Here is a 23326-nt window from a genome sequence, read left to right on the forward strand (position 1 = left end):
GTTATGAAAATGACAAAAGTTCGTGTAGCAATTGCAGGAGTAGGATCATGTGCGTCAAGTATCGTTCAATTTGTTGAGTTGGCTAAGGAAAAGATGGATACGCCCTCTGGTGTTATGCATGACGTGATTGGAGGCTATCAGTTATCTGATGTCGAATTTGTTGCAGCTTTTGAAGTAGATCAAAATAAAGTCGGAAAAGACTTGTCAGAGGCCATTTTTACTAAACCAACAGCTGCAGTGAAACATATCGATGTTCCGTTTTTCCAAGTAACCGTCGAAGCAGGTCCTTTATGTGATGGACTTGAAGGAGATTTGTCCAACTGCATTCAACCACATGAACATTCACTGAACATGAACACACATGATGTGACGCAAAGGTTAAAAGATGTTCAGGCAGATGTACTCGTCTGCTTCTTACCAACAGGTTCGTTTGAAGCAGTTCGTGTGTACGCAGAGGCGTGTGCACACGCTCAAACAGCCTTTATTAATGCGACACCTGAACCGGTGGCAAATGATCCTGAGTTTGTCAAAATGTTTGAAGAGTCGGAGACCCCACTCCTTGGAGACGATTTAAGAAGTCACTTAGGTGCAACCACACTGCATACAGCCTTAATTGAACTATTAAAATCCCGCGGGATTGATATCACCAATACGTACCAACTAAATGTTGGAGGCAATACGGACTTTTTAAACCTAGCCAACCCTATGAGATCAACGAGTAAGCAAAAATCGAAGAGAAAAGCATTGTTCGCTTCAGGGATTGATGCCAGTGAAGTGGCAGCAGGTCCAAATGGTTATGTCAGCTATTTAGGGGATCATAAGGTCTGCTTCTTGCGATTAGAAGGGAATTCTGTTTTAGATTCTGACATTTCACTTGAAATTCGTTTACAAGTAGAAGATAGTCCGAATTCAGCTGGTGTCATTGCGAATGCGATGCGTGTTGCAAAAGCAGCTAAAGATATGAATCATAGCGGTGTCATACATGACGTCTGCCCATTCTTATTTAAGAGTCCACCAGTTGGACAAGTCGATTCAGAATCATTACGTCTGTTCAATGAATATGTGGCAAATGCTGAGCTGAAAAAGGTGTAACCAGTGGAAGCGGAACTCAATCTTCGCAAGATAAAATTTGCCGCTTTTGACTTGGATGGAACATTAATTGATGACAGAGGCGAGCTTATTGGTGATGTCCATGGCGCAGTGAACATGCTGCGCCAAAGAGGCATTATACCCATTATTGTGACAGGAAGAACCTATGATTCTTTCTTCTCTCTGGATTTAGATCGATCTCTACTCGCCTTATTTCATCATGATGTTTTGCTGAATGATGGGAATGTCATTTGTCATCATGAAAAGAAAACATTTGAGGTGAAGCGGTATGTAGATGCAGCTTTATGCCAACAGATCATCACATCACTTGATGGAAAAGCTGAATTTGTCATGGAATCTCATGGGAAGCACGTGGCATCAAGTAAAAGCGCTAAGTTGAAATACTGCATGCTATATAGCTTTCCACGAGAAAAAATAGAGGTTGGTCACAAGAAAGAATTTAGCTTTGACCATGTAACTAAACTATTTATTTTACCAAAAGAAAAAGTGGATCTTGCTCAACAATTAAAAAATTGTCATTGCGACGTAGCAGATGCCCAGTTTTTAAATGCTCAAGTCATATCTCCAAAAGGGATTTGTAAGGCAGACATGCTTGAGCACTATTTATTCGATTGTTTTGGAGAAAGAGATTTAGATCGTGTGATTGCCTTTGGAAATGGTCATAATGACAGGCTGATGCTGAAGAAGGCCAAGTGGGGGCTAGCCGTTCAAGATAGTCATCCGTCGGCGATTGAGTTAAGTGATGTTCATTTACAGGAGCCTATTTCTGATTATCTATTTAAAGTTTTACAATCATTTGAAACGCCGCACGTTATCAATGAAAAGGGAGGTATTTAGTTGAGGACCCTTCAACTGCCTTTACCAGAAGCATTAGAAGATACAATGATATCGGATTTTATGGAAAGAGTTTCATTTCTATCTGCTCATATTGTGCACGTGGCTCTTAACAAAGAGGAATCTATGATTGAAGTAACCGTAGATAAAATGGGAGACAAGGAGGCAATATCAACTGCGTTTTCGAATCTATCGTCAAATATCGCACAGCTGCGGAGATTTCGTGAAAAAGAAATAAAATCAAATATTCATTTATCTAGTGAGCCTGTTCATTCGAAACTAAGCGAGGAAGATCAGAAAAGAACCTTCTATGATGAAGTTGAATTGGAACTTTCAAACTACTTTGATCAATTATTTTTAAATATAGGGATTTCACTTGGAGCGAAAGTAAGGCGATACCCTTCGACGATCAGTAAAGATTTAATGGAAAAATGTAAGTATCATACGAATTTTCCACAAAATATTTATTCTGTTTTTGAGATCCCTCATGATTATCAAATCATTGATGATATTCGAGAAAAGCATCATGGTTTTCAGCCTGAACACTTCCAGCAGGCAGGCCGTTTTTTACAGCCGTGTATTTGTTATCACTGCTATGAGGAATGGGAAGGGGAGACGTATACAGACAATCAAATGATGACAGCAACGGGGCAATGTTTTAGACATGAAATCTCTTGGAAAGTGGACCCTCTCAGGAAAATAGAATTTAGTATGCGCGAAATTGTCTTTATTGGTCATCAAGAATTTATCAATGAAACGAGAAAAACACTCCTTGAGAACACATGGGAATGCTTTCATCAACTTGGTCTAAGTGGAAAGGTCACGACCGCAAATGACCCTTTTTTCTTTTATGATGATATGGATAAAGCGAATTATCAATTAATGGCTAATAGCAAATATGAATTAGTCGCTGTGACAGAAAAGAAAGAAGTTTCAATCGCTTCTTTTAACGACTGCGGAGAGATGCTTTGTGAAAGGTTCCATATTAGCGGAGAAGATGGTCTGCCGCTTTATTCAGGTTGTGCGGCATTTGGGATCGATCGTTGGGTTCAAGTGTTTTTACAAACATACGGTCGAAATCGAAAGGATTGGCCGAAAGACATGCTTCATTTAAAGGAGGAGCGCTATGCTGCAAAGTAATCTGACTCAAGAAGAACATACAGCTCTCACTTTATCCACTCCTTTTTTAAAAGCGAGTCAAATTGAAGAGATGCAGGAGCTTTTGTATAAGCAGCAAGACTGGAATGTCATTCTCGGAATGCTGCATGTTCACCGGACAGCAGGAATTGCGTGGAAGAATATTAAACGTTATGCCATTCATTTAAGAAAAGAGTTTAAAGCGACTTATTTTTTAAAGTCATTAGAGATTATGTATAAGGGTCAATTAGAAACGGCTCGAGACAATATCAAGTTAAATAATCAGTTATTTCAAGCACTTGATCAAAAAGGAATTGAATATGCCATTGTAAAAGGAAGTGTGATTGGCCAGTGGGCATACGGTGATGTTGGGCTTCGCTTGTTTGGGGACAACGATCTCTTTATCTCACAAGATCAGCTGCAAGAAACTGGACACGTATTAAACGAATTAGGCTATATTCAAGGTTCTTGGAACTATGAAACGGAGAAAGTCACACCTGCGAAACGCAAAGACATCCTTTACCTCATCATGAACTCACATCAAACCTACACCTATATGAAACCTACACCAGATTGCCGCTTTATTGATTGTCATAAAATTGATGTTCAGTTTTCAGTTGACCTCATGACAGGGAACCGAACGGATTCAATTGTCAAAGAAATGCTGTCTAGACGAATTCAAACGTCTGTTGACGAGCACCTTGTATGGTCTTTAAAAGAAGAGGATATGCTTCTTTTCCTATGTATTCATTTTTATAAAGAAGCGATTTATTTAAATGAAGTGGAGTCAATGAAAGACTTACTACTTTATAAACTGCTAGATATATATGGCATGTTTATGAAGGAAGACCTACTTGATGTGGATTTATTTGTCCGCCAGACGAAAGCGTATGGCTTTGAAAAGATGGTCTATTTTGCTTTTCATTATGTGAATGAGGTCTTTCCTCAAACGATTCCTGAACTTGTCATGGATGCACTTCAGCCTGAATCGCTTACTTATTTATCCGAAGTGCTGGATGCAAATGATGTCGTTCATACTTGGAATCAACCAATTCGTAAACGATTCTTTCATATTAATCGATCTTTAGATATTAACAAGCATTCTGTGCATAAGGAGTAGTGTCATGAAAGATCCGGCATCGCTATTTGATTTTAAGGGAAGAAATGACGTGATATGGTATGGAAATATGAATCAAGAACAAAGCTGGGATCAAACAAGAGCTTTACCAGTCATGACAGACCATGTTCAAAATGATCTGGTTCTTCAGCAAGAACAGCAACTGCTTTTGATTGCATCTAAAGAGCATCATGTCATCTTGCATCATCAGCCTGATAAAGCTTTTTTAGCCTATTTGGAAAATCAAGGTGTCCAGCTTCCGCATATGACTCAACTAGACCATGCATTTAAATTAAATGGACTGATTGTACCGTATCTTTTAGATGAATCCCTTGAAAAAGAAGCATTGATTGAAAAAAGAACGATATACGGCTCAAATGCTTCACTCGTAAAGCGGTTCAATCATAAGATTTCTACTAGAAGATGGGCAGAAGAACATCTGTTTAACGTCACGTGCGGCGCTATCTGCCATCATGCTGACGAATTAAAACAGACGTATGAAGAATTAAAGGCGAAGAATTTCTCCAAAATGGTTCTGAAAATACCTTATGGATCATCTGGGAAGGGGCTGCGTATTTTAAAAAGTGACCGAGAATTTATGCAGCTGCTGACCTTTATTGAAAGAAGGAATATCGAAACGGATTTGCTCTTAGAGGGATGGCATCCGATTAAACGGTCCTTAAATGCCCAATTGCTCATTCAAGAGAAGGGGTCACACTTACTCTCCATTACAGAGCAGAAAATTAATGAGGACGGCATTTACTTAGGGACGGATTTTGCGCCTGTGTATGAATTGGACAAAAAACGTGAATACGAAGCAAGCATGCATCGAATCATAGAGCTTCTTTATGATGAAGGGTATCGTGGTGTGGTTGGTGTCGATTCAATTATTGATGAAAATGAACAGCTCATACCGATCATCGAAATAAATGCCCGGTTCACACAGGTCAGTTATTTACTCCCACTGATTTGTCGTTTTTTTTCAACCTACGAATATATCGAAAGCCGCTTTAAAAGATTCTCATGCCGCGCTGACCTGCCATTTGAAGATGTCTTAACGGAGGTAACAGAAGCACTTAATCCGGGAGAAGATGGCGGGTTCTTTATTTATACTTTTGGTAAGACGAGATCTGATGATATGTGGCACTATCGATTGTTTATCTTGTTTTACCATATGAAGAAGGACAAGCAGATTCATATGCTGACCATGTTTGATGAGATGGAATTTTCATCAGAAAGGAGGAGGAGAAGTGCTGGAAAATGACTTTACGCTCTTAGAGAAAGCGAATCGTTATGGGACGCCGATGTATGTATACGATGGAGATGCATTGAAAGAGCACTATGAGCACATTACATCATGGCTCCATCAAACAGCTGAGGTGTTCTTTTCATTTAAGTCCAATGGAAATGTCTCGATTGCATCATTGTTACGGTCTTTTGGGGCTGGTATAGAAGTGGCTTCTGAAGGAGAGCTTTTCATGGCGATAAAAGCAGGTTATTCACCGCAGCATATCATTTTTTCTGGACCGGGTAAGCAGAAGGAAGAGATTGATACCGCTGTTCAGCATGAGATCTATTGTATTATCGCCGAATCTAAGGAAGAACTCACCTACATCGCTGAGTCTGCAAAACGTCAAGACAAGCAGGCATCAGTAGGCATTCGGATCAATCCAGAATCAATTGAGTCACGAGCCAAAATAAAAATGGGCGGAGTTCCAAGTCCATTTGGAATAGATGAATCTAAACTGAATGATGTATTTGATCTGTTTCAGAAGTATGATCATTCGCTGCTATTTAAAGGTATCCATATGTATCTGGGAACTCAAGTTCTTGATGAAACATCGCTTTTATCATCGTTTGAATACACACTTAACACAGCTGTTCGAATCAAGAATGAATATGGACGAACATGCCAGATGGTTGATTTAGGTGGCGGTTTTGGCATTCCGTATTTTCAGCATGAAACACCGCTTCATGCTGAAAGGCTATTTCAACACGTAGCGGATTTGATTAGAACATATGAAACTGAGCTTGAATTTCCGAGGTTTATTATAGAAATGGGGAGATTTCTTTTAGCAGAATGTGGTGTTTATTTAACAACCATACAATATGTAAAAGAATCAAAAGGGCAGCCGTTTTTAATAGCAGATGGCGGGATGCATCATCATCAAGCGATGACGTTTAGAGGCAGACTGCTCCGCAATAATTACCCTATGCGGCTCATTAAATATTCCAGCAACACCGCAGCCGTATTGAAACAATCAATTGTTGGTCCACTTTGTACACCAGAAGACTTAATTGGCAGGCAGGTGGAGCTTCCGCAAGGGGAAGTAGGGGATCTTCTTTGTATTGAGAAATCTGGTGCATATGGACTGAGCTACAGCCCCACCTTATTTTTAGGTCATTCTTCTCCGCTTGAGCTACTGTTGTTTGAGGGGAACGATTATGTTGTGCGAGATAGAGGGACCCCGGAAGATCTGTTATTGAAACAAAATAGATCATTCTTTAGACAAAGGAGGGGTGGAAATGAAACTGACAGAGCTTCGACAAGAAACGATTGATCGTCTCATTCACCAATTTTCAGAAAGAGCAGGGCAGCTGGATGCCGAATCTCGGTTCCCACATCAGAATCTAGACGAGCTGATTGATTGTGGATTACATGTCGCCAATATGCCGAAACAACACGGAGGTCTTGGATATGGATTTGAAGAAACGATCACCTTGTTGTCACACATATCTAAAGGGTGTGCGTCAACAGGCCTCATTATGGCGATGCATTACTATTCGCTCGGCGCATTTTCTGAAGTGCTGACAAGTGAGCAGCAGGCTTCAGTATTTGACGATATTCGGCATTCAGGAGAGTTCATCGCTTCTGTCAGCGACCCGAATGTGATTTTTATTTATCAGCGAAAGCAAATGGAGGGAATTCCAACCATCACCGCCGAAAAAACAGATGGCGGATATCTTGTGAGTGGAACTAAGTTTACTGTGACAGGTGCACCGCGCATTAAATATTTGCCAATCTATTGTGAGTATGCCCCGTCGTCATGCACATCTCAATATGGAATGACGGCGCTCTTAATGACATTACCGAGTGAAGGTGCTGAGGTGGAGGAATCGTGGAATTATTCGGGAATGAGAGCATCGATGAGTCATCACATTCATTTTGATCAAGTGTTTATACCCGATCATCAGCTCATCGGGCGGGAAGGCTACGCAATAGAAGATACTGAACATTTAATCTATTGGTTTCGTTTAGCTGTTACCGCTGTTTATTACGGGATTGCAAAGGCAGCATATGAACATGCCCTCGGTATGGCATATAAAAGGAATGATCGAATTTCTAAGAAAAAATCAGCCTTTTTACCAGGTCAACAATTTCGCATTGCAGATATGAAAATGAAATTAGATGTTGCACATTCTCAGCTCATGGCCTGTGCCCAGCAAGCAGATCGAGAAAAGCAACAAACTCATTACTCGAGTGAGTTGTATACGAAGACGCTGATTACTAAACACTTTGTGACGCAGGCGGCAGAAGAAATCGTGGAGCTGGCTTCTCAGGTCGAGGGTTTTTCTTCATTACAGCGAGGATCTTTGCTCGAGCGCTTAAGCCGAGATGTGAAAGCGGCAAAATTTCATCCGCCTTCAGAAGATGTATTAAAAGAAGTGATTGCGAAAAAAGAGCTGGGCATTATCCCGTTAAAAAATCGCTGGGTATGATGGCGTAAAAAAGGAGGAGACATATGTGGCTACTGCAGCACCTATTTACCGAAACAATTATTTAAACTGTTCTCAATTAACGATTGCAGCCATGCTTCTTAGACAAGGAATTCAAATCGACAGGATTTGGAGGCAAGCTGGTCTTGTTTATAGATCTCAAGACCAAGGATTTGTTTTGATCGGTTCCTTTAAACATTTTCGGGAAGATATTCTGCATCATAATGGCATTCATTTAGAAGAAATTTTTTACACTGAAGAGGAATTAGACCTCTATATGAATCGGGTATTTAAACAGCATCCAAAGAGAGGCACTGTGTCTGTTTCTTTAGATATATTTGAATTACCGTACTGTCCATTTTTTGAAAGAGAACATGGATATCATACATTGGAAGTACTTGAGGTGAATGATGATCATGTAGTGATCAGTGACCATGCTTATTCCTATCATGGCACATTGAGTAAAGATCATTTGATGAAAGCCGCACGCTCTGTCTACGAACATACGCCTCGAACCGAAAATCGTTATAAATGGATCAAACAGGTTGATCTTGAGAAAGAACCGGATGTAATGAAAGTTTTAAAAGAGCATGTCGCCATATTAGAAGGTGCACCGCCACATTTTGAATTGCCTGGAGCTATCACAGGCCTTGACGCAATTTCAGTCATTCAAAGAGATTATATTGATAGTATTAAAGGTGATGAAAATGGTAATTTATTAGACAATGTTTATTTTGAAGGACTAAAGGATGTCGCCAACTCCAGAAAACATATGGTGACATTTTTATCATCATATGAAAATGAACATTTACAACCCCTTATTCAAGCATTTGAAGATGCTTATCAAAGCTGGACAGTGCTTGCTAATTTTACAGCTAGAGTCGGCCTCAGCAAAAATCCTCGCAGTATGATTGAAAGGACGTCGAATCGGTTTCAAAAAACATTAGAAGTGGAGACAAGCCTTCTCACGCAACTAAAAGAGGTGATTCAAAATGAAAACCTATCAACCCCTCACTCTTCATGATTATGTCAATAACAGAGGCATCACATATCAAAATGAATATGAAAAAGGCCAATTAACCATTGGTGGGGCTTCTTTGCCGGCTGAGTTGGTCATGAACGTGAAGGACTCTTTGGTCGAAGGCATTCCTTTTCAGTTCATTTATCAAGATCAAGGAGACAATATTGAATTAGAGGGTCAGTCTATTCAACTTCAGGCAGTTGAAGCAGAAGCGCTCCATGTCGTTGGCTGTTCATCTAATGGTAATCTCTACGAAAAGATGACATTATTACGAGAGGGGACCGTTGTCTTGGAGTCTCGTCTTTCATTAACCGATGTGATTGAACGTGAACCTGCATTTGATGATCGATTGGCTTATGCATTTGATTATATTCATACGGTAGCCGGCATCAATCATCATTTGACATCAAACCTATGGATTGATTCGCTTTCCTTCTCGCAAAAAATCGTTTTTGATGAAATCCGCTTTCAAGATAATCCATTTATGCATATTTTCGCAATGACGATCCAGCAGTCAGATCATTGATGGAAGGGGGCCATGTCTATGTGCGGTATTGCAGGTTATTGTCATTTTAACAAAGCACCAATTGATCCACACATCTTACTGAAGATGAAAAACGCACTTAGTGTGCGTGGACCTGATGATAGTGGTGTATATCAAGACGACTCAGTTGGTTTGGTTCATACGCGGCTTTCCATTATCGATATTCAATCTGGGCCGCAGCCAATAACAAATGAAGATGAGTCTATTTGTGTGATTTTAAATGGCGAGATTTATAATTTCCAAGAACTAAGAGAGGACTTATGGAATAAAGGCCATACGTTTCGTACGCTGACAGATACAGAAGTACTTGTTCATGGCTATGAAGAATACGGGATTTCTTTTATTGAGCAATTAAATGGAATGTTTGCAGCTGCGATTTGGGATCAAAAGAAGAAAGAATTCTTTTTATTTAGAGACCGGTCTGGGATTAAACCGCTTTATGTTTCAGAATGTAGAGGAGGGCTTATTTTCGGATCGGAAATGAAGGCTCTTCTTCAGCATCCAGATATACAAGTTGCCATTCAGCCTGAGGCTGTCCTTAGTTATTTATCCTTCCGTTATGCGATCGGTGAGCAAACTTTCTTTCAAGGAATTCAAACATTACCCCCAGGTGTCATCTTGAAAATAGATGAAACAGGAATGACAAAAGAGGCCTATTGGCAATATCCTTTCCCATCTGATGGAATTGACAGGGGAGAACGTTATTATCAAAAGGGATTGTTTGAATTACTTCAAGATAGTGTGCAAAAACAAATGATGTCTGATGTACCTGTAGGAGCTTTTTTGAGTGGAGGAGTGGATTCGACTTCTATTGTTGCTTTGATGTCCAAATATGCGAACGAGAATATTCACTGTTTTTCGACCAGCTTTGAAGAGGAAGGTTTTTCTGAAGAAAGCTATGCCAAGCTCGCAGCAGAACAATACAACGTCAAGCTTCACTCGCATCGAATGAGTGAAGAAGAATACTTTCAATTATTGCCAGAAGTTGTGAAACGAAGAGATCATCCTCTTTCCATTCCTCATGAGGTCGCTTTTTACCATATGTCACGTGAAGCAAAAAAGCATGTAACGGTTGTTTTGTGTGGTGAAGGAGCGGACGAATTGTTTGCAGGGTATGGTCGTGTATTTAGGAGTCCTTCAGATTGGCGTAAAATTTTATGGCTTCAAAAAAACCGAAAGCTGTCATCCATCCTTTCAAAGGTATTATTTGAACCGTCCTTTCAGCAGCAGGTGCATCAATTTATCCATCTTGATGGGGAAATGGAACATTATAAAAAAAGATATGCTTGGTTTACTGATAGCGAAAAAGAGCAGCTCTTAGGTCAGCACGCGCATTCAATTGATTCTGCTGATTTGCACATGAATCAATTGATCGCCCATTGCTTTAAAGAAATGGAAGGGGCGTCGTATGAAAACAAACTGCTCTATTTATTTCAACAAATCCATTTACCCAACTTGTTAGACCGGCTTGATATGATGACGATGTCACACGGACTAGAAGCACGTGTACCGTTTCTTGATCATCGCATCATCCAATTTGTCAATGATATGCCTTTCAAGTACAAACTTCCTTATAAAGGGCTACCTAGCAGAGTGCAAGCATTTTTTCAATCGAGCCTTAAAACAAGTGAGGTCCAAGATATTCCGAAATATATGTTGAAAAAGACAATGGAGCAAACGGTGGATAAGCGTATATTATATAGAAGAAAAATGGGTTTTCCGGTTCCGGTGTATCATTGGATGAACAAAAGAATGGAAGAAATCGAAGAGAAACTTCTTGATCAACAAAGCTTTGCAACACAATTATTTCAAAAAGAGCCGCTAGAACAATTTTTGCGACATCATTCGAATCAGAAGAACAAAAATGGAGCGGACCAAAAAGTGTGGATGCTTTACAACTTGGAATTATGGCATGATCACTATATCAAAGGGGCGCGTCTTCCGCTCCAAACTAGTCATTAAGAGGCCCGGTCTATTCCCCTTGCCTGCTGCATATATGATATGGAAGGGGAGTGATGCGATTTTGAGGCTAAGTGAGCTGTCAGGAAAAGAGATCGTCGATATTAAAAGAGCGGAGCGGCTTGGCGTGCTTGGACAAACCGACCTTGAAATAAATGAACAGGACGGTCAAATTACAGCACTCATCATACCTTCCGTCAAATGGTTTGGCTTTCGAAAACAAGGAAATGACATCCGCGTTCCGTGGAATCACATTCAAAAAATAGGATCAGATATGATCATTCTCGATGTGCCTGAAGAACTTCAGCCGCACGGGGAAAAAGAGCACCCATCATAAAAGGGTGCTCTCAGCGTGTAGACAAACCCTCGAATTCTTTATCAGTCCTGCGTGCTGGTGCTCACGAATGTCAAATTCGCTCCGCGCCAGTACTCGTCCTTCCTAGGGCTGCAAAGGTTTTCTATCACGCTGAAAAGAAAAAAAGAGCTAAAATAAAGAGCATTTTAGCCCTTTGTCCATGATTTGAAAGAGCACCCACTATAAATGGGTGCTCTTTTTCTTTTCTCTCCCCGATTTGTTCACAGGCTGAATCCTCTCCTCATATGCTGAAAGGGAGATTCGGAAAATATTACAGACTTTTTTAAATAAAGAAGGTGAACGGTCAGTATGTTGAGCGGTTTAACGGTTGCGGTGATCGGGGGAGATGCTAGGCAGCTTGAAATCATTCGCAAGCTGTCACAGCAGCATGCCAAAGTGTTTTTGGTCGGATTTGATCAGCTGGATCATGGATTTATTGGTGCTGAAAAGCTGAAAATGTCAGAGCTTCCATTTGAGCAGGTAGACAGTATGATCCTTCCGGTATCAGGTGCTACAGACGAAGGGGTCGTTGCCACCGTTTTTTCAAATGAGAAGGTCGTGCTAGAAGCTAAATATTTAGAAAGAACCCCTGCACATTGTACCTTGTACTCAGGTATTTCTAATATGTACTTAGACAATATGGCAAAGCAGGTGAACCGGAAGCTTGTGAAGCTGTTTGAGCGAGATGATATTGCCATATATAACTCTATTCCAACAGTTGAAGGGATTATCATGATGGCTATTCAGCAAACGGACTATACGATTCATGGGTCACATGTCGCTGTTCTCGGACTTGGTCGAACAGGGCTCACCATTGCCCGCACATTTCGGGCGCTAGGTGCGGAAGTGAAAGTTGGTGCTGCGGATACAGCCCATTTAGCGCGAGCCTTTGAGATGGGACTTGATCCATTTTCAATGGACCGTTTAAAAGATGAAGTAACGGATGTCGACATCATCATCAATACGATTCCAAGCTTAGTATTAGATTCATCTGTCATCGTCAGCATGACACCAAAGACACTCATTTTGGATATCGCCTCCCGCCCAGGTGGAACAGACTTTGATTTTGCACAAAAGCATGGAGTGAAGGCACTTCTTGCACCAGGACTTCCAGGGATTGTGGCACCAAAGACAGCCGGACAGATCATTGCAAAAGTGCTTTCTGGTCTCTTATGTGAACTTGCGGAGGAAAAAAGGGGGATGGAATCATGACTACACTAAAAGGAAAAAGAATTGGCTTTGGTTTAACAGGTTCTCACTGCACGTACGAAGCCGTTTTTCCGCAAATCGAATCACTCGTGAAAGAAGGGGCAGAAGTGCGTCCTGTCGTGTCATATACAGTGCAAAATACGAATACGAGATTCGGAGAAGGAGCAGACTGGATTGAGCGGATTGAGAAGCTGACAGGATTTCAAGCGATTGACTCAATCGTCAAAGCAGAGCCACTCGGACCAAAACTTCCACTTGATTGTATGGTCATTGCGCCTTTAACAGGCAATTCAATGGCGAAATTTGCAAATGCACTGACAGACAGTCCAGTCTTAATGGCTGCTAAGGCGACCATTCGTAATCATCGCCCTGTCGTTTTAGGCATTTCCACCAACGATGCATTAGGTTTAAATGGTACAAATCTCATGAGACTCATGTCGACAAAGAACATTTTCTTTATTCCATTCGGCCAAGATGATCCATTCAAAAAACCGACTTCCATGGTAGCGCATATGGATCTACTGACGAAAACAGTAGAAGAGGCGCTCGAGCATAGACAAATTCAGCCCATTTTAATTGGATCAAACGAATAATAGATTCACTAGAAAATCATGAAAGATTCAAAAAAGGTACTTCAAGCCTTGCTTTTCTATGGTAAAATAAAATGTAAAAAGTCATAGGATGGCCATCCGAAAGAAAAGAATCATGGATGGGTCGGAAGGAGTTTTACTGATGGGAAGAGGATTGCATGTAGCTGTAGTTGGAGCGACTGGAGCTGTCGGTCAACAAATGTTAAAAACACTAGCTGACAGAGATTTTGAAATGGATACACTTACTCTACTATCCTCAAAACGTTCTGCTGGAACAAAAGTGACATTCAGAGGTCAAGAGTATATCGTTCAAGAAGCAACACCTGAAAGCTTTGAAGGGGTCAATATTGCACTATTCAGTGCGGGAGGAAATGTTTCCAAAGCGCTAGCTCCTGAAGCGGTCAAACGAGGTGCAATTGTTGTCGATAATACAAGTGCTTTTCGTATGGACGAAAATACCCCTCTTGTCGTACCAGAGGTAAACGAAAAAGATTTGCATGACCATCAAGGGATCATTGCAAACCCTAACTGTTCAACGATTCAAATGGTGGCGGCGCTAGAACCGCTTCGTCAAGCGTATGGCATGAAAAAAGTCATTGTGTCTACTTACCAAGCAGTATCAGGTGCAGGACATGAAGCCATTGACGAACTGTACAGCCAGTCGCAAGCCATTTTAAATAAAGAAGATGTGAAACCAGAAGTCATGCCTTATCAAATTGCCTTTAATGCGATTCCGCAAATTGATAAATTTCAAGACAATGGCTATACATTTGAAGAAATGAAAATGATCAATGAAACGAAAAAAATCATGCACTTGCCAGAGCTGGAAGTAGCGGCAACATGTGTGAGACTGCCAATTGAAACGGGTCATTCAGAATCAGTTTACGTTGAACTTGAATCAAATGACGCAACGGTTGATGACATCAAGTCCCTCCTAAAAGATGCACCAGGCATCACATTACAAGATGATCCGTCTCAGCAAATTTATCCAATGCCTGCAGATGCTGTTGGTAAAAACGACGTATTTGTCGGCCGCATTCGGAAGGATTTGGATCGTCCAAATGGCTTCCATATGTGGATTGTATCTGATAACCTGCTAAAAGGCGCTGCATGGAACTCCGTTCAAATTGCAGAAAGCTTACGAGCATTAAAATTAGTTTAACATTCAATGGATGATGAGGACGAATAGAAGAGAGTTAGGCATCTTTCGCCTACTCTCTTCTGTTACGTCAGAATGAACTTGGAGTGAAAACAGTGAAAATAATTGTCCAAAAATTTGGCGGTACATCTGTCAAAGATGATCAAGGGAGAAAAAGGGCACTTGCACATATCTTATCTGCAAAAGAGAAAGGCTATAAATCGGTCGTTGTCGTGTCTGCGATGGGACGAAAAGGCGATCCTTATGCGACAGATACGCTGCTAGGTCTGCTTTACGGCAGTGCGCAGCATATGACAAACCGAGAAAAAGATTTACTCGTGTCTTGCGGAGAAAATATTTCAGCTGTTGTGTTTTCAAGTATGCTGAATGAAAACGGGCTAAAGGCTGTAGCGATGACTGGATCACAGGCAGGCTTTGTGACAGATAAAGAACATACAAATGCGAAAATTATTGACATGAAGTGTGAACGTCTTGAGGCGGCACTTTCAGAGCATGATGTGGTTGTCGTAGCTGGATTCCAAGGCGCTGCAAAAAATGGAGACGTGACAACAATCGGACGAGGCGGCAGTGATACGTCAGCTGCTGCGTTAGGCGCTGCATTGCAGGCAGATTTCATCGATATTTTTACAGATGTAGAAGGGGTCATGACAGCAGATCCCCGTATCGTAGAAAATGCAAAACCACTGAGAGTCGTGACATACACAGAAATTTGTAACCTCGCATACCAAGGGGCAAAAGTCATTCACCCTAGAGCTGTTGAAATTGCCATGCAAGCAAAAGTACCAATGAGGGTCCGTTCAACATACTCTGATGATGAGGGCACACTCGTGACATCACACTACTCAGATAAAATGAGTCATGATGTGTACGACCGCCTGATTACGGGTATTGCACATGTCAATGATGTCACACAAATCAAAGTCCCAGCTAAAGAGGGACAGTACAGCGTACAAACAGAGGTCTTTAAAGCAATGGCAAATGCCCAAATCAGTGTCGATTTCTTCAACATTACACCGAGCGAAATCGTCTATACGGTGACAGGTGCAATGACTGAAAAAGCAACGGCGATCCTAAAAGATCTGGGCTATACGCCGATTGTCACGACAAACTGTGCAAAGGTATCAGCTGTTGGAGCAGGCATTATGGGTGTACCAGGTGTCACATCTAAAATTGTATCTGCACTATCTGAGCAAAATATTCCGATCTTACAGTCCGCTGACAGTCATACGACGATTTGGGTGTTAGTGAACGAAGAAAACATGAGAGCGGCTGTCAATGCCCTTCATGAAGTGTTTGAACTTTCAAGATAAATGTGATTGAATCATGATGAGGTGAAAAAAATGAATTTCGGAAATATCGCAACAGCTATGATTACACCTTTTGATAAAAAGGGCAACATTGATTTCCAAAAGCTATCAATTCTCATTGATTACTTGTTAAAAAACGGCAGTGACTCTTTAGTCGTTGCAGGGACAACAGGCGAATCGCCAACTTTATCGACTGAAGAAAAAGTCGCTCTTTTTCAGCAATCGGTGAAATTAGCAAATGGTCGTTGTAAAATCATTGCAGGAACAGGCAGTAATAACACAAATGCGTCTATTAAACTAACGAAAAAAGCAGAAGAAGCGGGCGTTGATGCAGTGATGCTTGTCGTACCTTACTACAACAAGCCATCACAGGAAGGCATGTATGCACACTTTAAAGCAATTGCCGAGTCTACATCTCTTCCTGTCATGCTTTACAATGTACCAGGAAGAACAGTTGCTTCATTAGCACCAGAAACAACGATTAAGCTTGCGCAAATACCGAACATTGTCGCAATCAAAGAAGCAAGCGGTGATCTAGATGCCATGACAAAAATCATTGCAGAGACACCAGAAGATTTTGACGTTTACTCTGGTGACGACAGCCTAACGCTTCCTGCGGTTGCGATTGGTGCAAGAGGAGTTGTCTCTGTGGCTTCTCATATCGTAGGCCTTGATATGCAACAAATGTTAAAAAGCTACGCTTCAGGACAAACAGCGAATGCGGCATTGATTCATCAAAAGCTGGTGCCGATCATGAACCAGCTGTTCTCAGCGCCAAATCCAACGCCTGTCAAAACAGCTCTTCAGCTGAAAGGATTAGATGTCGGATCCGTTCGACTCCCGCTTTTACCTTTATCAGAAGAAGAAAGACTGAATTTAAGCAGCGTATTAAACAGCTGATCAAAACAAAAAAATTCGTAAGCGGTCATTCTCAGATGTCCCTGAGTATGACCGTTTTTTATACATAAACACTTTCTTAAAATGTGACTTCATCTTGTTTTCTAAAATTAGATTCAGTTATAATAGCATTAAGCGATGATGGACGGGCTTGAGACTAGGAGGATAAGAATTTTGAAAAAGAAAAATACAGAGAACGTAAGAATTATTGCACTGGGAGGCGTTGGAGAAATCGGGAAAAACTTATATGTCATTGAGATTGATTCCGACATATATGTTGTAGATGCAGGACTCATGCATCCAGAAAACGAAATGCTAGGCATTGACGTGGTCATTCCTGATATCTCTTATTTAACAGAACGAGCTGATCGGGTGAAAGCAATTTTTCTTACCCACGGACATGATGAAGCAATCGGAGGCGTATTCCATTGCTTAAGTAAATTGTCTGTACCAGTTTACGGCACGAAGCTGACCCTTGCGTTACTTCGAGAAAAGTTAAAGCAATACGGCTTCAATCAAAAAGCTGATTTGCGTGAGGTTCATGCAAAGTCAGTCATTACATTTGAAACAACAAAGGTATCATTCTTTAGAACGAATCACAGTATTCCTGATTCAGTCGGAATCAGCTTCAAAACATCTCTTGGTTCAATCGTATGCACAGGTGATTTTAAATTTGATCAAACCCCAGCGCTTAACCAAGCCTGTGACATCGGAGAGATTGCGAAAATTGGAAACAATGGCGTTTTAGCACTTCTTTCAGACAGTGCAAATGCTGAAAAACCAGGCTATACACCTTCTGAGGCGCTCGTCCAAGACGAAATCTCAAATGCGATGTACAATGCTGAAAATCGTGTGATTGTCGCTGTATCTTCATCAAATATTAACCGTGTACAGCAGATCATTAATGCCACAAACCAAAATGGCCGTAAGCTTGCAGTAGCAGGAAAAAATATGATGACAACTCTTCAGCTTGCGATCAAACTTGGTTATGTGACAGCAGACGAAGAATTATTTGTTCCAGTCCAAGAAGTGAAAAAAATGGCGAAAAACAGTGTGGTCATTCTCACAGCAGGAAGCCACGGTGAGCCTCTCGCTGCTTTAACAAAAATGGCGAAACAAAATCACAAACAGCTTCATATTGAAAAAGATGACACGGTTGTGATTGCGTCTACACCTCTTCCGGGACAAGAACTCACATATTCAAAAACGGTGGATTTCCTTACAAGAAGCGGAGCACAAGTGATTTTTGCTCAAAAACGAGTGCATGTATCTGGACATGGCTGTCAAGAAGAGTTAAAGCTCATGCTGAACTTACTGAAGCCGAAGTATTTAATTCCTGTAAACGGCGAATATCGCATGCAAAAAGCACATTCTCGTATCGCTGAAGAAGTGGGAATGAAACGAAGCGACATTTTCTTAATTGATAAAGGCGATGTTGTAGAATTTAGAGGACAAAACGTAAAGATCGGTGAAAAAGTGCATCAAGGGAACATTTTGATCGACGGTCTTGGCGTTGGTGATATCGGGAATATTGTCTTACGTGATAGACGCCTATTGTCTCAAGATGGCATCTTAATTGTGGTCATTACGCTCGATAAACAAAAGAAACAATTAATTTCTGGACCTGAGATCATCACAAGAGGATTTGTTTATGTAAGAGAATCCGAAGAGCTGATTGTGAAAGCAACAGAAATGGTCAAAGGGATTGTGAAAGAGCAAACGGAAAACTCAATTGTTGAATGGTCAACACTGAAACAATCCATGCGCGATGTACTAAATCAATTCCTATATGAAAAAACAAAACGCAAGCCAATGATCATTCCAATTATTATGGAAGTGTGATGAGAAAAGTCCAAAGAGCACAAGCTCTTTGGGCTTTTTTGATGTGACATGATGAATGCGGATGGAATGTGGCGATCTTGTTCATAATAGGAGGAGAGTTTTTAGGAAAGGATGGAGACAAATGGACGAACAGAATGAACAGCAGCCTGAGCGAAAACCAGAAGAAAAAGATAGCATTATGAGTAAAATACAACAGCTTGGTGAAACAGCCGTCCCGCAGTTGTCACAAGATACAAACATACATTGCCTGACTATTATTGGACAAATTGAAGGGCACATGCAGCTACCGCCACAAAATAAAACAACCAAATACGAACATGTCATTCCACAAATCGTAGCAGTTGAACAAAACCCAAAAATTGAAGGACTTCTAATCATTTTAAATACAGTGGGCGGCGATGTAGAAGCAGGACTAGCTATTGCAGAAATGCTTGCTTCTTTATCCAAACCGACTGTATCCATTGTGCTTGGCGGCGGCCACTCTATTGGGGTCCCAATCGCCGTATCGTGTGATTATTCATACATTGCCGAAACAGCAACGATGACCATTCACCCTGTACGCTTAACCGGTCTAGTCATCGGTGTTCCGCAAACCTTTGAATACTTAGATAAAATGCAGGAAAGAGTCATAAATTTTGTCACGAGTCACTCAAACATTACAGAAGAGAAATTTAAAGAGCTTATGTTCTCTAAAGGCAATCTAACAAGAGACATTGGGACAAATGTCGTTGGCCATGAGGCGGCGGAATACGGGCTGATGAATGAAGTAGGCGGCGTTGGACAAGCGATTAAAAAGCTGAACGAGCTTATTGGAGAACGGGCAGCACAAAACGAGGGGCTGATCCAATGATTTTATATACACCTATGCCTTATGAAGCCATTTACGCTGAGGAACAAGGAGAACGCAAACTCCAGCAGGTAAACATTCAGGGCGTGCCAGTGATGGTTGAAATGAAAGAAGATGAAGCGGAAATCGTTCAAGTGATGAGTACGAATCCAATGGACTTTTTGAATCAGGAGCTTGCACCAGGTAAGCGATTGAAGTTACATTTAGGCACCAATCAAACCGACTCATATGAATGATTCTATGCTATAATAAAGGGAAAACTTACAACAAGATGCAGCCAAAACCAGGCTGCTTTCTTTCTGATCTTTTCGTAGGTTATATTTTCTTTTGTAGTAAGGTGATGAGTATGGCGAAAAAGAGAAAACGTAAAACAAGAAAAAAACAAAATAAACAGCTAAAACTGAAATATGAACTAAATGGGTTAGTCTGTATTGCCATAGCGATCATTGCCATTTTACAGCTAGGTGTAGTTGGACAAACCTTTGTACATCTATTCCGATTCTTTGCAGGTGAATGGTTTATTCTCTGCCTTATCGGATTATTTCTTTTTGGTGTGACGATCTTTTGGAAAAAACAAATTCCTGATTTACTGACAAGAAGAAAAGCAGGTTTATACTGCATCATTGCGAGTATCTTGCTTTTGTCACATGTGAAGCTTTTTCAGCATCTTTCAGCTGCAGGCGTGATAGGCTCTCAAAGTGTGATCAGAAATACGTTTGAATTATTCTTAATGGATATGAAAGGTGAGACAGGCTCGCCCGATTTAGGAGGCGGTATGATCGGTGCTGTATTATTTGCGGCCTCCTATTTCTTGTTTGCACAAGCAGGGTCGCAAATCATGGCCATTGTGCTAATGCTGATTGGAATTGTGCTGATCACAAACCGGTCACTGCAAGAAATGGTCAAAAAAGTGACGCTGCCTGTATCACAATTTTTGGTGAAGCAGTGGAAAGCATTTATTGAAGATATGAAAGGCATAAGGCAGGCGAAAAAGAATGCACCTGCGCAGAAAACAAGTGAAAAGAAAAAACGTTCACGCTTGCAAGAAGAGGCCGAAGAAGATCATGATCATATCTTGATCGAGGAAGAAGAGCAGGCTTCTGATAATCGTCAGCCGATTATCTCAAGTTTTGCTGATCGAGATGACATGCTCACATCGCCGGTTCAAAAAGATCAGCCGGTCAAAGAGCCAGATCCTCTTCAAGAAACTGTACAAGGCACTCCGTCTCCTGATACAGGGGATGAACCGAAAGAAGCTCCGCCTATGACGTTCACGGAGCTTGAAAATAAGGATTATGAGCTGCCATCGCTTGATATTTTAGCTGAGCCGCAGCATTCAGGTCAGCAAACAGATAAGAAGAATATTTATGAAAATGCAAGAAAGCTTGAAAAGACCTTCCAAAGCTTTGGTGTAAAAGCAAAAGTGACACAAGTTCATTTAGGGCCGGCCGTCACAAAATATGAAGTATACCCTGATGTCGGCGTGAAGGTAAGTAAGATCGTCAACTTGAGTGATGATTTAGCCCTTGCATTAGCTGCAAAAGACATTCGAATTGAAGCGCCGATTCCTGGTAAATCCGCCATCGGAATTGAAGTTCCCAACGCAGAAATTGCAATGGTTTCTTTAAAAGAGGTTTTAGAATCGAAACAAAATGACCGCCCAAATGCCAAACTGCTCATCGGACTGGGCCGAAATATTTCTGGTGAAGCTGTGCTGGCTGAAATGAACAAAATGCCGCATTTACTTGTGGCTGGCTCGACAGGAAGCGGAAAGAGCGTATGTATCAATGGCATTATCACAAGCATTCTCATGAGAGCAAAACCTCATGAAGTGAAGATGATGATGATTGACCCGAAAATGGTTGAATTAAATGTTTATAATGGCATCCCGCATCTGTTGGCTCCAGTTGTGACTGATCCTAAGAAAGCCTCACAGGCACTTAAAAAAGTGGTTAGTGAAATGGAGCGCCGTTATGAATTGTTTTCTCATACGGGCACAAGAAATATTGAAGGGTACAATGATTACATTAAACGAATGAATCAATCAGAAGAGGCGAAGCAGCCAGAACTACCTTATATTGTCGTCATTGTAGACGAGCTTGCTGATTTAATGATGGTTGCTTCCTCTGATGTAGAAGATTCCATTACAAGGCTTTCTCAAATGGCACGTGCTGCGGGGATTCATTTAATTATTGCTACACAAAGGCCTTCTGTTGATGTCATTACAGGTGTCATTAAAGCAAATATCCCTTCCCGTATTGCATTTAGCGTATCGTCACAAACCGATTCAAGGACCATTCTTGATATGGGAGGCGCAGAAAAATTGCTGGGCAGAGGGGATATGTTGTTCTTACCTGTCGGTGCGAACAAACCAGTTCGTGTACAAGGCGCCTTTTTATCAGATGAAGAAGTGGAACATGTCGTTGATCATGTCATCACGCAGCAAAAAGCACAATATCAAGAAGAAATGATCCCGAGTGAAGAAACGCAAGATCAGCTTGGGGCTGTGGACGACGACTTATATGATGAAGCAGTTGAACTGATCATTGGCATGCAGACGGCCTCTGTTTCTATGCTGCAAAGGAGGTTCCGCATCGGTTATACCCGTGCCGCACGTCTTATTGACGCAATGGAAGAGCGCGGGGTTGTCGGACCATATGAAGGCAGTAAACCGAGAGAAGTCCTCCTCTCAAAAGAACAACATGACGAGCTCTCTTCATAATTCGAAGAGAGCTTTCCTAACATGAAGTTAACGATATATTGATTATGTTAACTGGATGTCAGACTATTTATTTATTTGCAAAAACGTGATATAGTTATGTTCATCTTATCTCGGAATAGAGATTTCTCATCTTATCATTTGCATTGATTAGACGGAGGGAAAACATGTCGACCAAAACAGACAATCGCCATTTATATTTGAAAGTGATTGACCGTATTAAAGAAGATATTCAAACAGGTGTATATGCCGAAAAAGAAAAGCTCCCTTCTGAGTTTGAGCTCTCAAAGCTTTTAGGCGTTAGCAGAGCGACCCTTCGTGAAGCCCTTCGTATATTAGAAGAAGAGAAGTATTTAATTAGAAGGCATGGTGTGGGAACTTTCGTCAACTCAAGACCGCTTTTTTCTACTGGCATTGAACAGCTGACAAGTGTCACAAAAATGATTGAACAGGTCAATATGACGCCAGGTACCATCTTTTTGTCCTCACAAGAAGGAGAGCCGACAGAGAATGATGTCATTCGTTTTCAGTGTGATGAATCCGAGAAGGTTTTTTCAATGGAACGCGTTCGAACAGCAGATGGACAGCCAGTCGTCTATTGTTTAGATAAAATTCCGGTCAAACATCTTCCCGCTTCTTTTACTCATGAGGAAGAATCGCTTTTTGAGCTGTTTGGCAGAGAACCGCACAGCGGAATTAAATATGCAGTGGCAGACATCGAACCGATTGGTTATCACGATCAGGTTTCACCGATACTAGAATGTGACCCAGAAACAGCCTTACTATTACTGAAACAAATGCACTATGATCAAGATGATCAGCCGGTCTTATACTCGCTCAATTATTTTCGAGCGGATAAATTCAGCTTCCATGTCATACGTAAACGATTTTAACAAAGCAGTCGCTTCCATAGGCGGTTGCTTTTTGTTTGCCCATACATAAAACCCGTGAAACATGCCACA

The 23326-nt window shown here is 41.1% G+C and carries 21 protein-coding genes; all 21 read left to right on the top strand.

What is annotated here, in order from left to right; genetic code table 11:
* Window positions 1-9: 9 nt before the first annotated feature.
* On the top strand, window positions 10-1092 hold the full coding sequence (locus ACTJJD_RS06195) for an inositol-3-phosphate synthase (protein WP_440608187.1): 1083 nt from the start codon (window positions 10-12) through the stop codon (window positions 1090-1092).
* Between the two features lie 3 nt (window positions 1093-1095).
* Window positions 1096-1947 carry an HAD hydrolase family protein gene (locus tag ACTJJD_RS06200; RefSeq protein WP_058337326.1) on the top strand — a complete coding sequence of 284 codons (852 nt, stop codon included), beginning with the start codon at window positions 1096-1098 and terminating at the stop codon, window positions 1945-1947.
* Window positions 1948-3084 (top strand): aminoacyl--tRNA ligase-related protein, encoded by a 1137-nt coding sequence (locus ACTJJD_RS06205; RefSeq protein ID WP_440608188.1) that lies wholly within the window; start codon window positions 1948-1950, stop codon window positions 3082-3084.
* Window positions 3071-4201, top strand: a complete 1131-nt coding sequence (locus ACTJJD_RS06210; protein ID WP_440608189.1) for a nucleotidyltransferase family protein — start codon at window positions 3071-3073, stop codon at window positions 4199-4201. Before ACTJJD_RS06205 ends, ACTJJD_RS06210 begins: the two co-directional genes overlap by 14 nt.
* A gap of 4 nt (window positions 4202-4205) precedes the next feature.
* Window positions 4206-5462 (top strand): ATP-grasp domain-containing protein, encoded by a 1257-nt coding sequence (locus ACTJJD_RS06215; protein ID WP_440608190.1) that lies wholly within the window; start codon window positions 4206-4208, stop codon window positions 5460-5462.
* Complete coding sequence (locus ACTJJD_RS06220; protein ID WP_440608191.1) at window positions 5449-6759, top strand: type III PLP-dependent enzyme; 1311 nt, start codon at window positions 5449-5451, stop codon at window positions 6757-6759. The genes ACTJJD_RS06215 and ACTJJD_RS06220 overlap by 14 nt, the downstream gene beginning before the upstream one ends.
* Window positions 6725-7918 (top strand): acyl-CoA dehydrogenase family protein, encoded by a 1194-nt coding sequence (locus ACTJJD_RS06225; RefSeq protein WP_440608192.1) that lies wholly within the window; start codon window positions 6725-6727, stop codon window positions 7916-7918. The genes ACTJJD_RS06220 and ACTJJD_RS06225 overlap by 35 nt, the downstream gene beginning before the upstream one ends.
* Before the next feature lie 25 nt (window positions 7919-7943).
* Window positions 7944-8939: a hypothetical protein gene (locus tag ACTJJD_RS06230; protein WP_282747176.1), complete on the top strand. Its 996-nt coding sequence runs from the start codon at window positions 7944-7946 to the stop codon at window positions 8937-8939.
* Window positions 8908-9462: a hypothetical protein gene (locus ACTJJD_RS06235; RefSeq protein ID WP_041507274.1), complete on the top strand. Its 555-nt coding sequence runs from the start codon at window positions 8908-8910 to the stop codon at window positions 9460-9462. Before ACTJJD_RS06230 ends, ACTJJD_RS06235 begins: the two co-directional genes overlap by 32 nt.
* 18 nt (window positions 9463-9480) lie before the next feature.
* The gene (gene asnB, locus ACTJJD_RS06240; RefSeq protein WP_440608193.1) at window positions 9481-11442 is read left to right on the top strand and encodes an asparagine synthase (glutamine-hydrolyzing); all 1962 of its coding nucleotides are present in this window, start codon (window positions 9481-9483) and stop codon (window positions 11440-11442) included.
* A gap of 61 nt (window positions 11443-11503) precedes the next feature.
* Window positions 11504-11776 carry a YlmC/YmxH family sporulation protein gene (locus ACTJJD_RS06245; protein ID WP_008344726.1) on the top strand — a complete coding sequence of 91 codons (273 nt, stop codon included), beginning with the start codon at window positions 11504-11506 and terminating at the stop codon, window positions 11774-11776.
* A gap of 327 nt (window positions 11777-12103) precedes the next feature.
* Window positions 12104-13006 (top strand): dipicolinic acid synthetase subunit A, encoded by a 903-nt coding sequence (gene dpaA / locus ACTJJD_RS06250; RefSeq protein ID WP_017359065.1) that lies wholly within the window; start codon window positions 12104-12106, stop codon window positions 13004-13006.
* Window positions 13003-13596, top strand: a complete 594-nt coding sequence (dpaB, locus tag ACTJJD_RS06255; protein ID WP_017367267.1) for a dipicolinate synthase subunit B — start codon at window positions 13003-13005, stop codon at window positions 13594-13596. The genes dpaA and dpaB overlap by 4 nt, the downstream gene beginning before the upstream one ends.
* A 139-nt stretch (window positions 13597-13735) precedes the next feature.
* On the top strand, window positions 13736-14755 hold the full coding sequence (gene asd, locus ACTJJD_RS06260) for an aspartate-semialdehyde dehydrogenase (protein WP_440608194.1): 1020 nt from the start codon (window positions 13736-13738) through the stop codon (window positions 14753-14755).
* Between the two features lie 92 nt (window positions 14756-14847).
* Entirely contained in the window at window positions 14848-16062 is a 1215-nt protein-coding gene (gene dapG / locus ACTJJD_RS06265) for an aspartate kinase (protein ID WP_025207348.1), read from the top strand.
* Window positions 16063-16092: 30 nt separating this feature from the next.
* Window positions 16093-16959 (top strand): 4-hydroxy-tetrahydrodipicolinate synthase, encoded by an 867-nt coding sequence (dapA, locus tag ACTJJD_RS06270; protein ID WP_019744174.1) that lies wholly within the window; start codon window positions 16093-16095, stop codon window positions 16957-16959.
* A 171-nt stretch (window positions 16960-17130) separates the two neighbouring features.
* On the top strand, window positions 17131-18798 hold the full coding sequence (gene rnjB, locus ACTJJD_RS06275; protein WP_008344715.1) for a ribonuclease J2: 1668 nt from the start codon (window positions 17131-17133) through the stop codon (window positions 18796-18798).
* Window positions 18799-18919: 121 nt separating this feature from the next.
* Entirely contained in the window at window positions 18920-19648 is a 729-nt protein-coding gene (locus tag ACTJJD_RS06280) for a ClpP family protease (protein WP_326378245.1), read from the top strand.
* A complete protein-coding gene (locus ACTJJD_RS06285; protein WP_008344712.1) occupies window positions 19645-19881 on the top strand; it encodes a YlzJ-like family protein in 237 nt (78 codons plus the stop codon). The genes ACTJJD_RS06280 and ACTJJD_RS06285 overlap by 4 nt, the downstream gene beginning before the upstream one ends.
* Before the next feature lie 110 nt (window positions 19882-19991).
* On the top strand, window positions 19992-22367 hold the full coding sequence (locus ACTJJD_RS06290; RefSeq protein ID WP_249670168.1) for an FtsK/SpoIIIE family DNA translocase: 2376 nt from the start codon (window positions 19992-19994) through the stop codon (window positions 22365-22367).
* Between the two features lie 164 nt (window positions 22368-22531).
* A complete protein-coding gene (locus tag ACTJJD_RS06295; RefSeq protein ID WP_008344706.1) occupies window positions 22532-23257 on the top strand; it encodes a GntR family transcriptional regulator in 726 nt (241 codons plus the stop codon).
* Window positions 23258-23326 lie beyond the last annotated feature (69 nt).

It is taken from the genome of Bacillus sp. 22446, assembly GCF_052044955.1.
Classification (GTDB): Bacteria; Bacillota; Bacilli; order Bacillales; family Bacillaceae; genus Bacillus; species Bacillus altitudinis.

What these genes read in the sequence shown, in the direction of transcription:
- ACTJJD_RS06235 (WP_041507274.1), top strand. Translation starts at nt 8,908, where the DNA reads ATGAAAACCTATCAACCCCTCACTCTTCATGATTATGTCAATAACAGA.
- ACTJJD_RS06290 (WP_249670168.1), top strand. Translation starts at nt 19,992, where the DNA reads ATGGCGAAAAAGAGAAAACGTAAAACAAGAAAAAAACAAAATAAACAG.
- ACTJJD_RS06225 (WP_440608192.1), top strand. Translation starts at nt 6,725, where the DNA reads ATGAAACTGACAGAGCTTCGACAAGAAACGATTGATCGTCTCATTCAC.
- ACTJJD_RS06215 (WP_440608190.1), top strand. Translation starts at nt 4,206, where the DNA reads ATGAAAGATCCGGCATCGCTATTTGATTTTAAGGGAAGAAATGACGTG.
- ACTJJD_RS06280 (WP_326378245.1), top strand. Translation starts at nt 18,920, where the DNA reads ATGGACGAACAGAATGAACAGCAGCCTGAGCGAAAACCAGAAGAAAAA.
- ACTJJD_RS06295 (WP_008344706.1), top strand. Translation starts at nt 22,532, where the DNA reads ATGTCGACCAAAACAGACAATCGCCATTTATATTTGAAAGTGATTGAC.
- ACTJJD_RS06210 (WP_440608189.1), top strand. Translation starts at nt 3,071, where the DNA reads ATGCTGCAAAGTAATCTGACTCAAGAAGAACATACAGCTCTCACTTTA.
- ACTJJD_RS06195 (WP_440608187.1), top strand. Translation starts at nt 10, where the DNA reads ATGACAAAAGTTCGTGTAGCAATTGCAGGAGTAGGATCATGTGCGTCA.
- dpaA (WP_017359065.1), top strand. Translation starts at nt 12,104, where the DNA reads ATGTTGAGCGGTTTAACGGTTGCGGTGATCGGGGGAGATGCTAGGCAG.
- ACTJJD_RS06285 (WP_008344712.1), top strand. Translation starts at nt 19,645, where the DNA reads ATGATTTTATATACACCTATGCCTTATGAAGCCATTTACGCTGAGGAA.
- asd (WP_440608194.1), top strand. Translation starts at nt 13,736, where the DNA reads ATGGGAAGAGGATTGCATGTAGCTGTAGTTGGAGCGACTGGAGCTGTC.
- dapA (WP_019744174.1), top strand. Translation starts at nt 16,093, where the DNA reads ATGAATTTCGGAAATATCGCAACAGCTATGATTACACCTTTTGATAAA.
- asnB (WP_440608193.1), top strand. Translation starts at nt 9,481, where the DNA reads ATGTGCGGTATTGCAGGTTATTGTCATTTTAACAAAGCACCAATTGAT.
- dpaB (WP_017367267.1), top strand. Translation starts at nt 13,003, where the DNA reads ATGACTACACTAAAAGGAAAAAGAATTGGCTTTGGTTTAACAGGTTCT.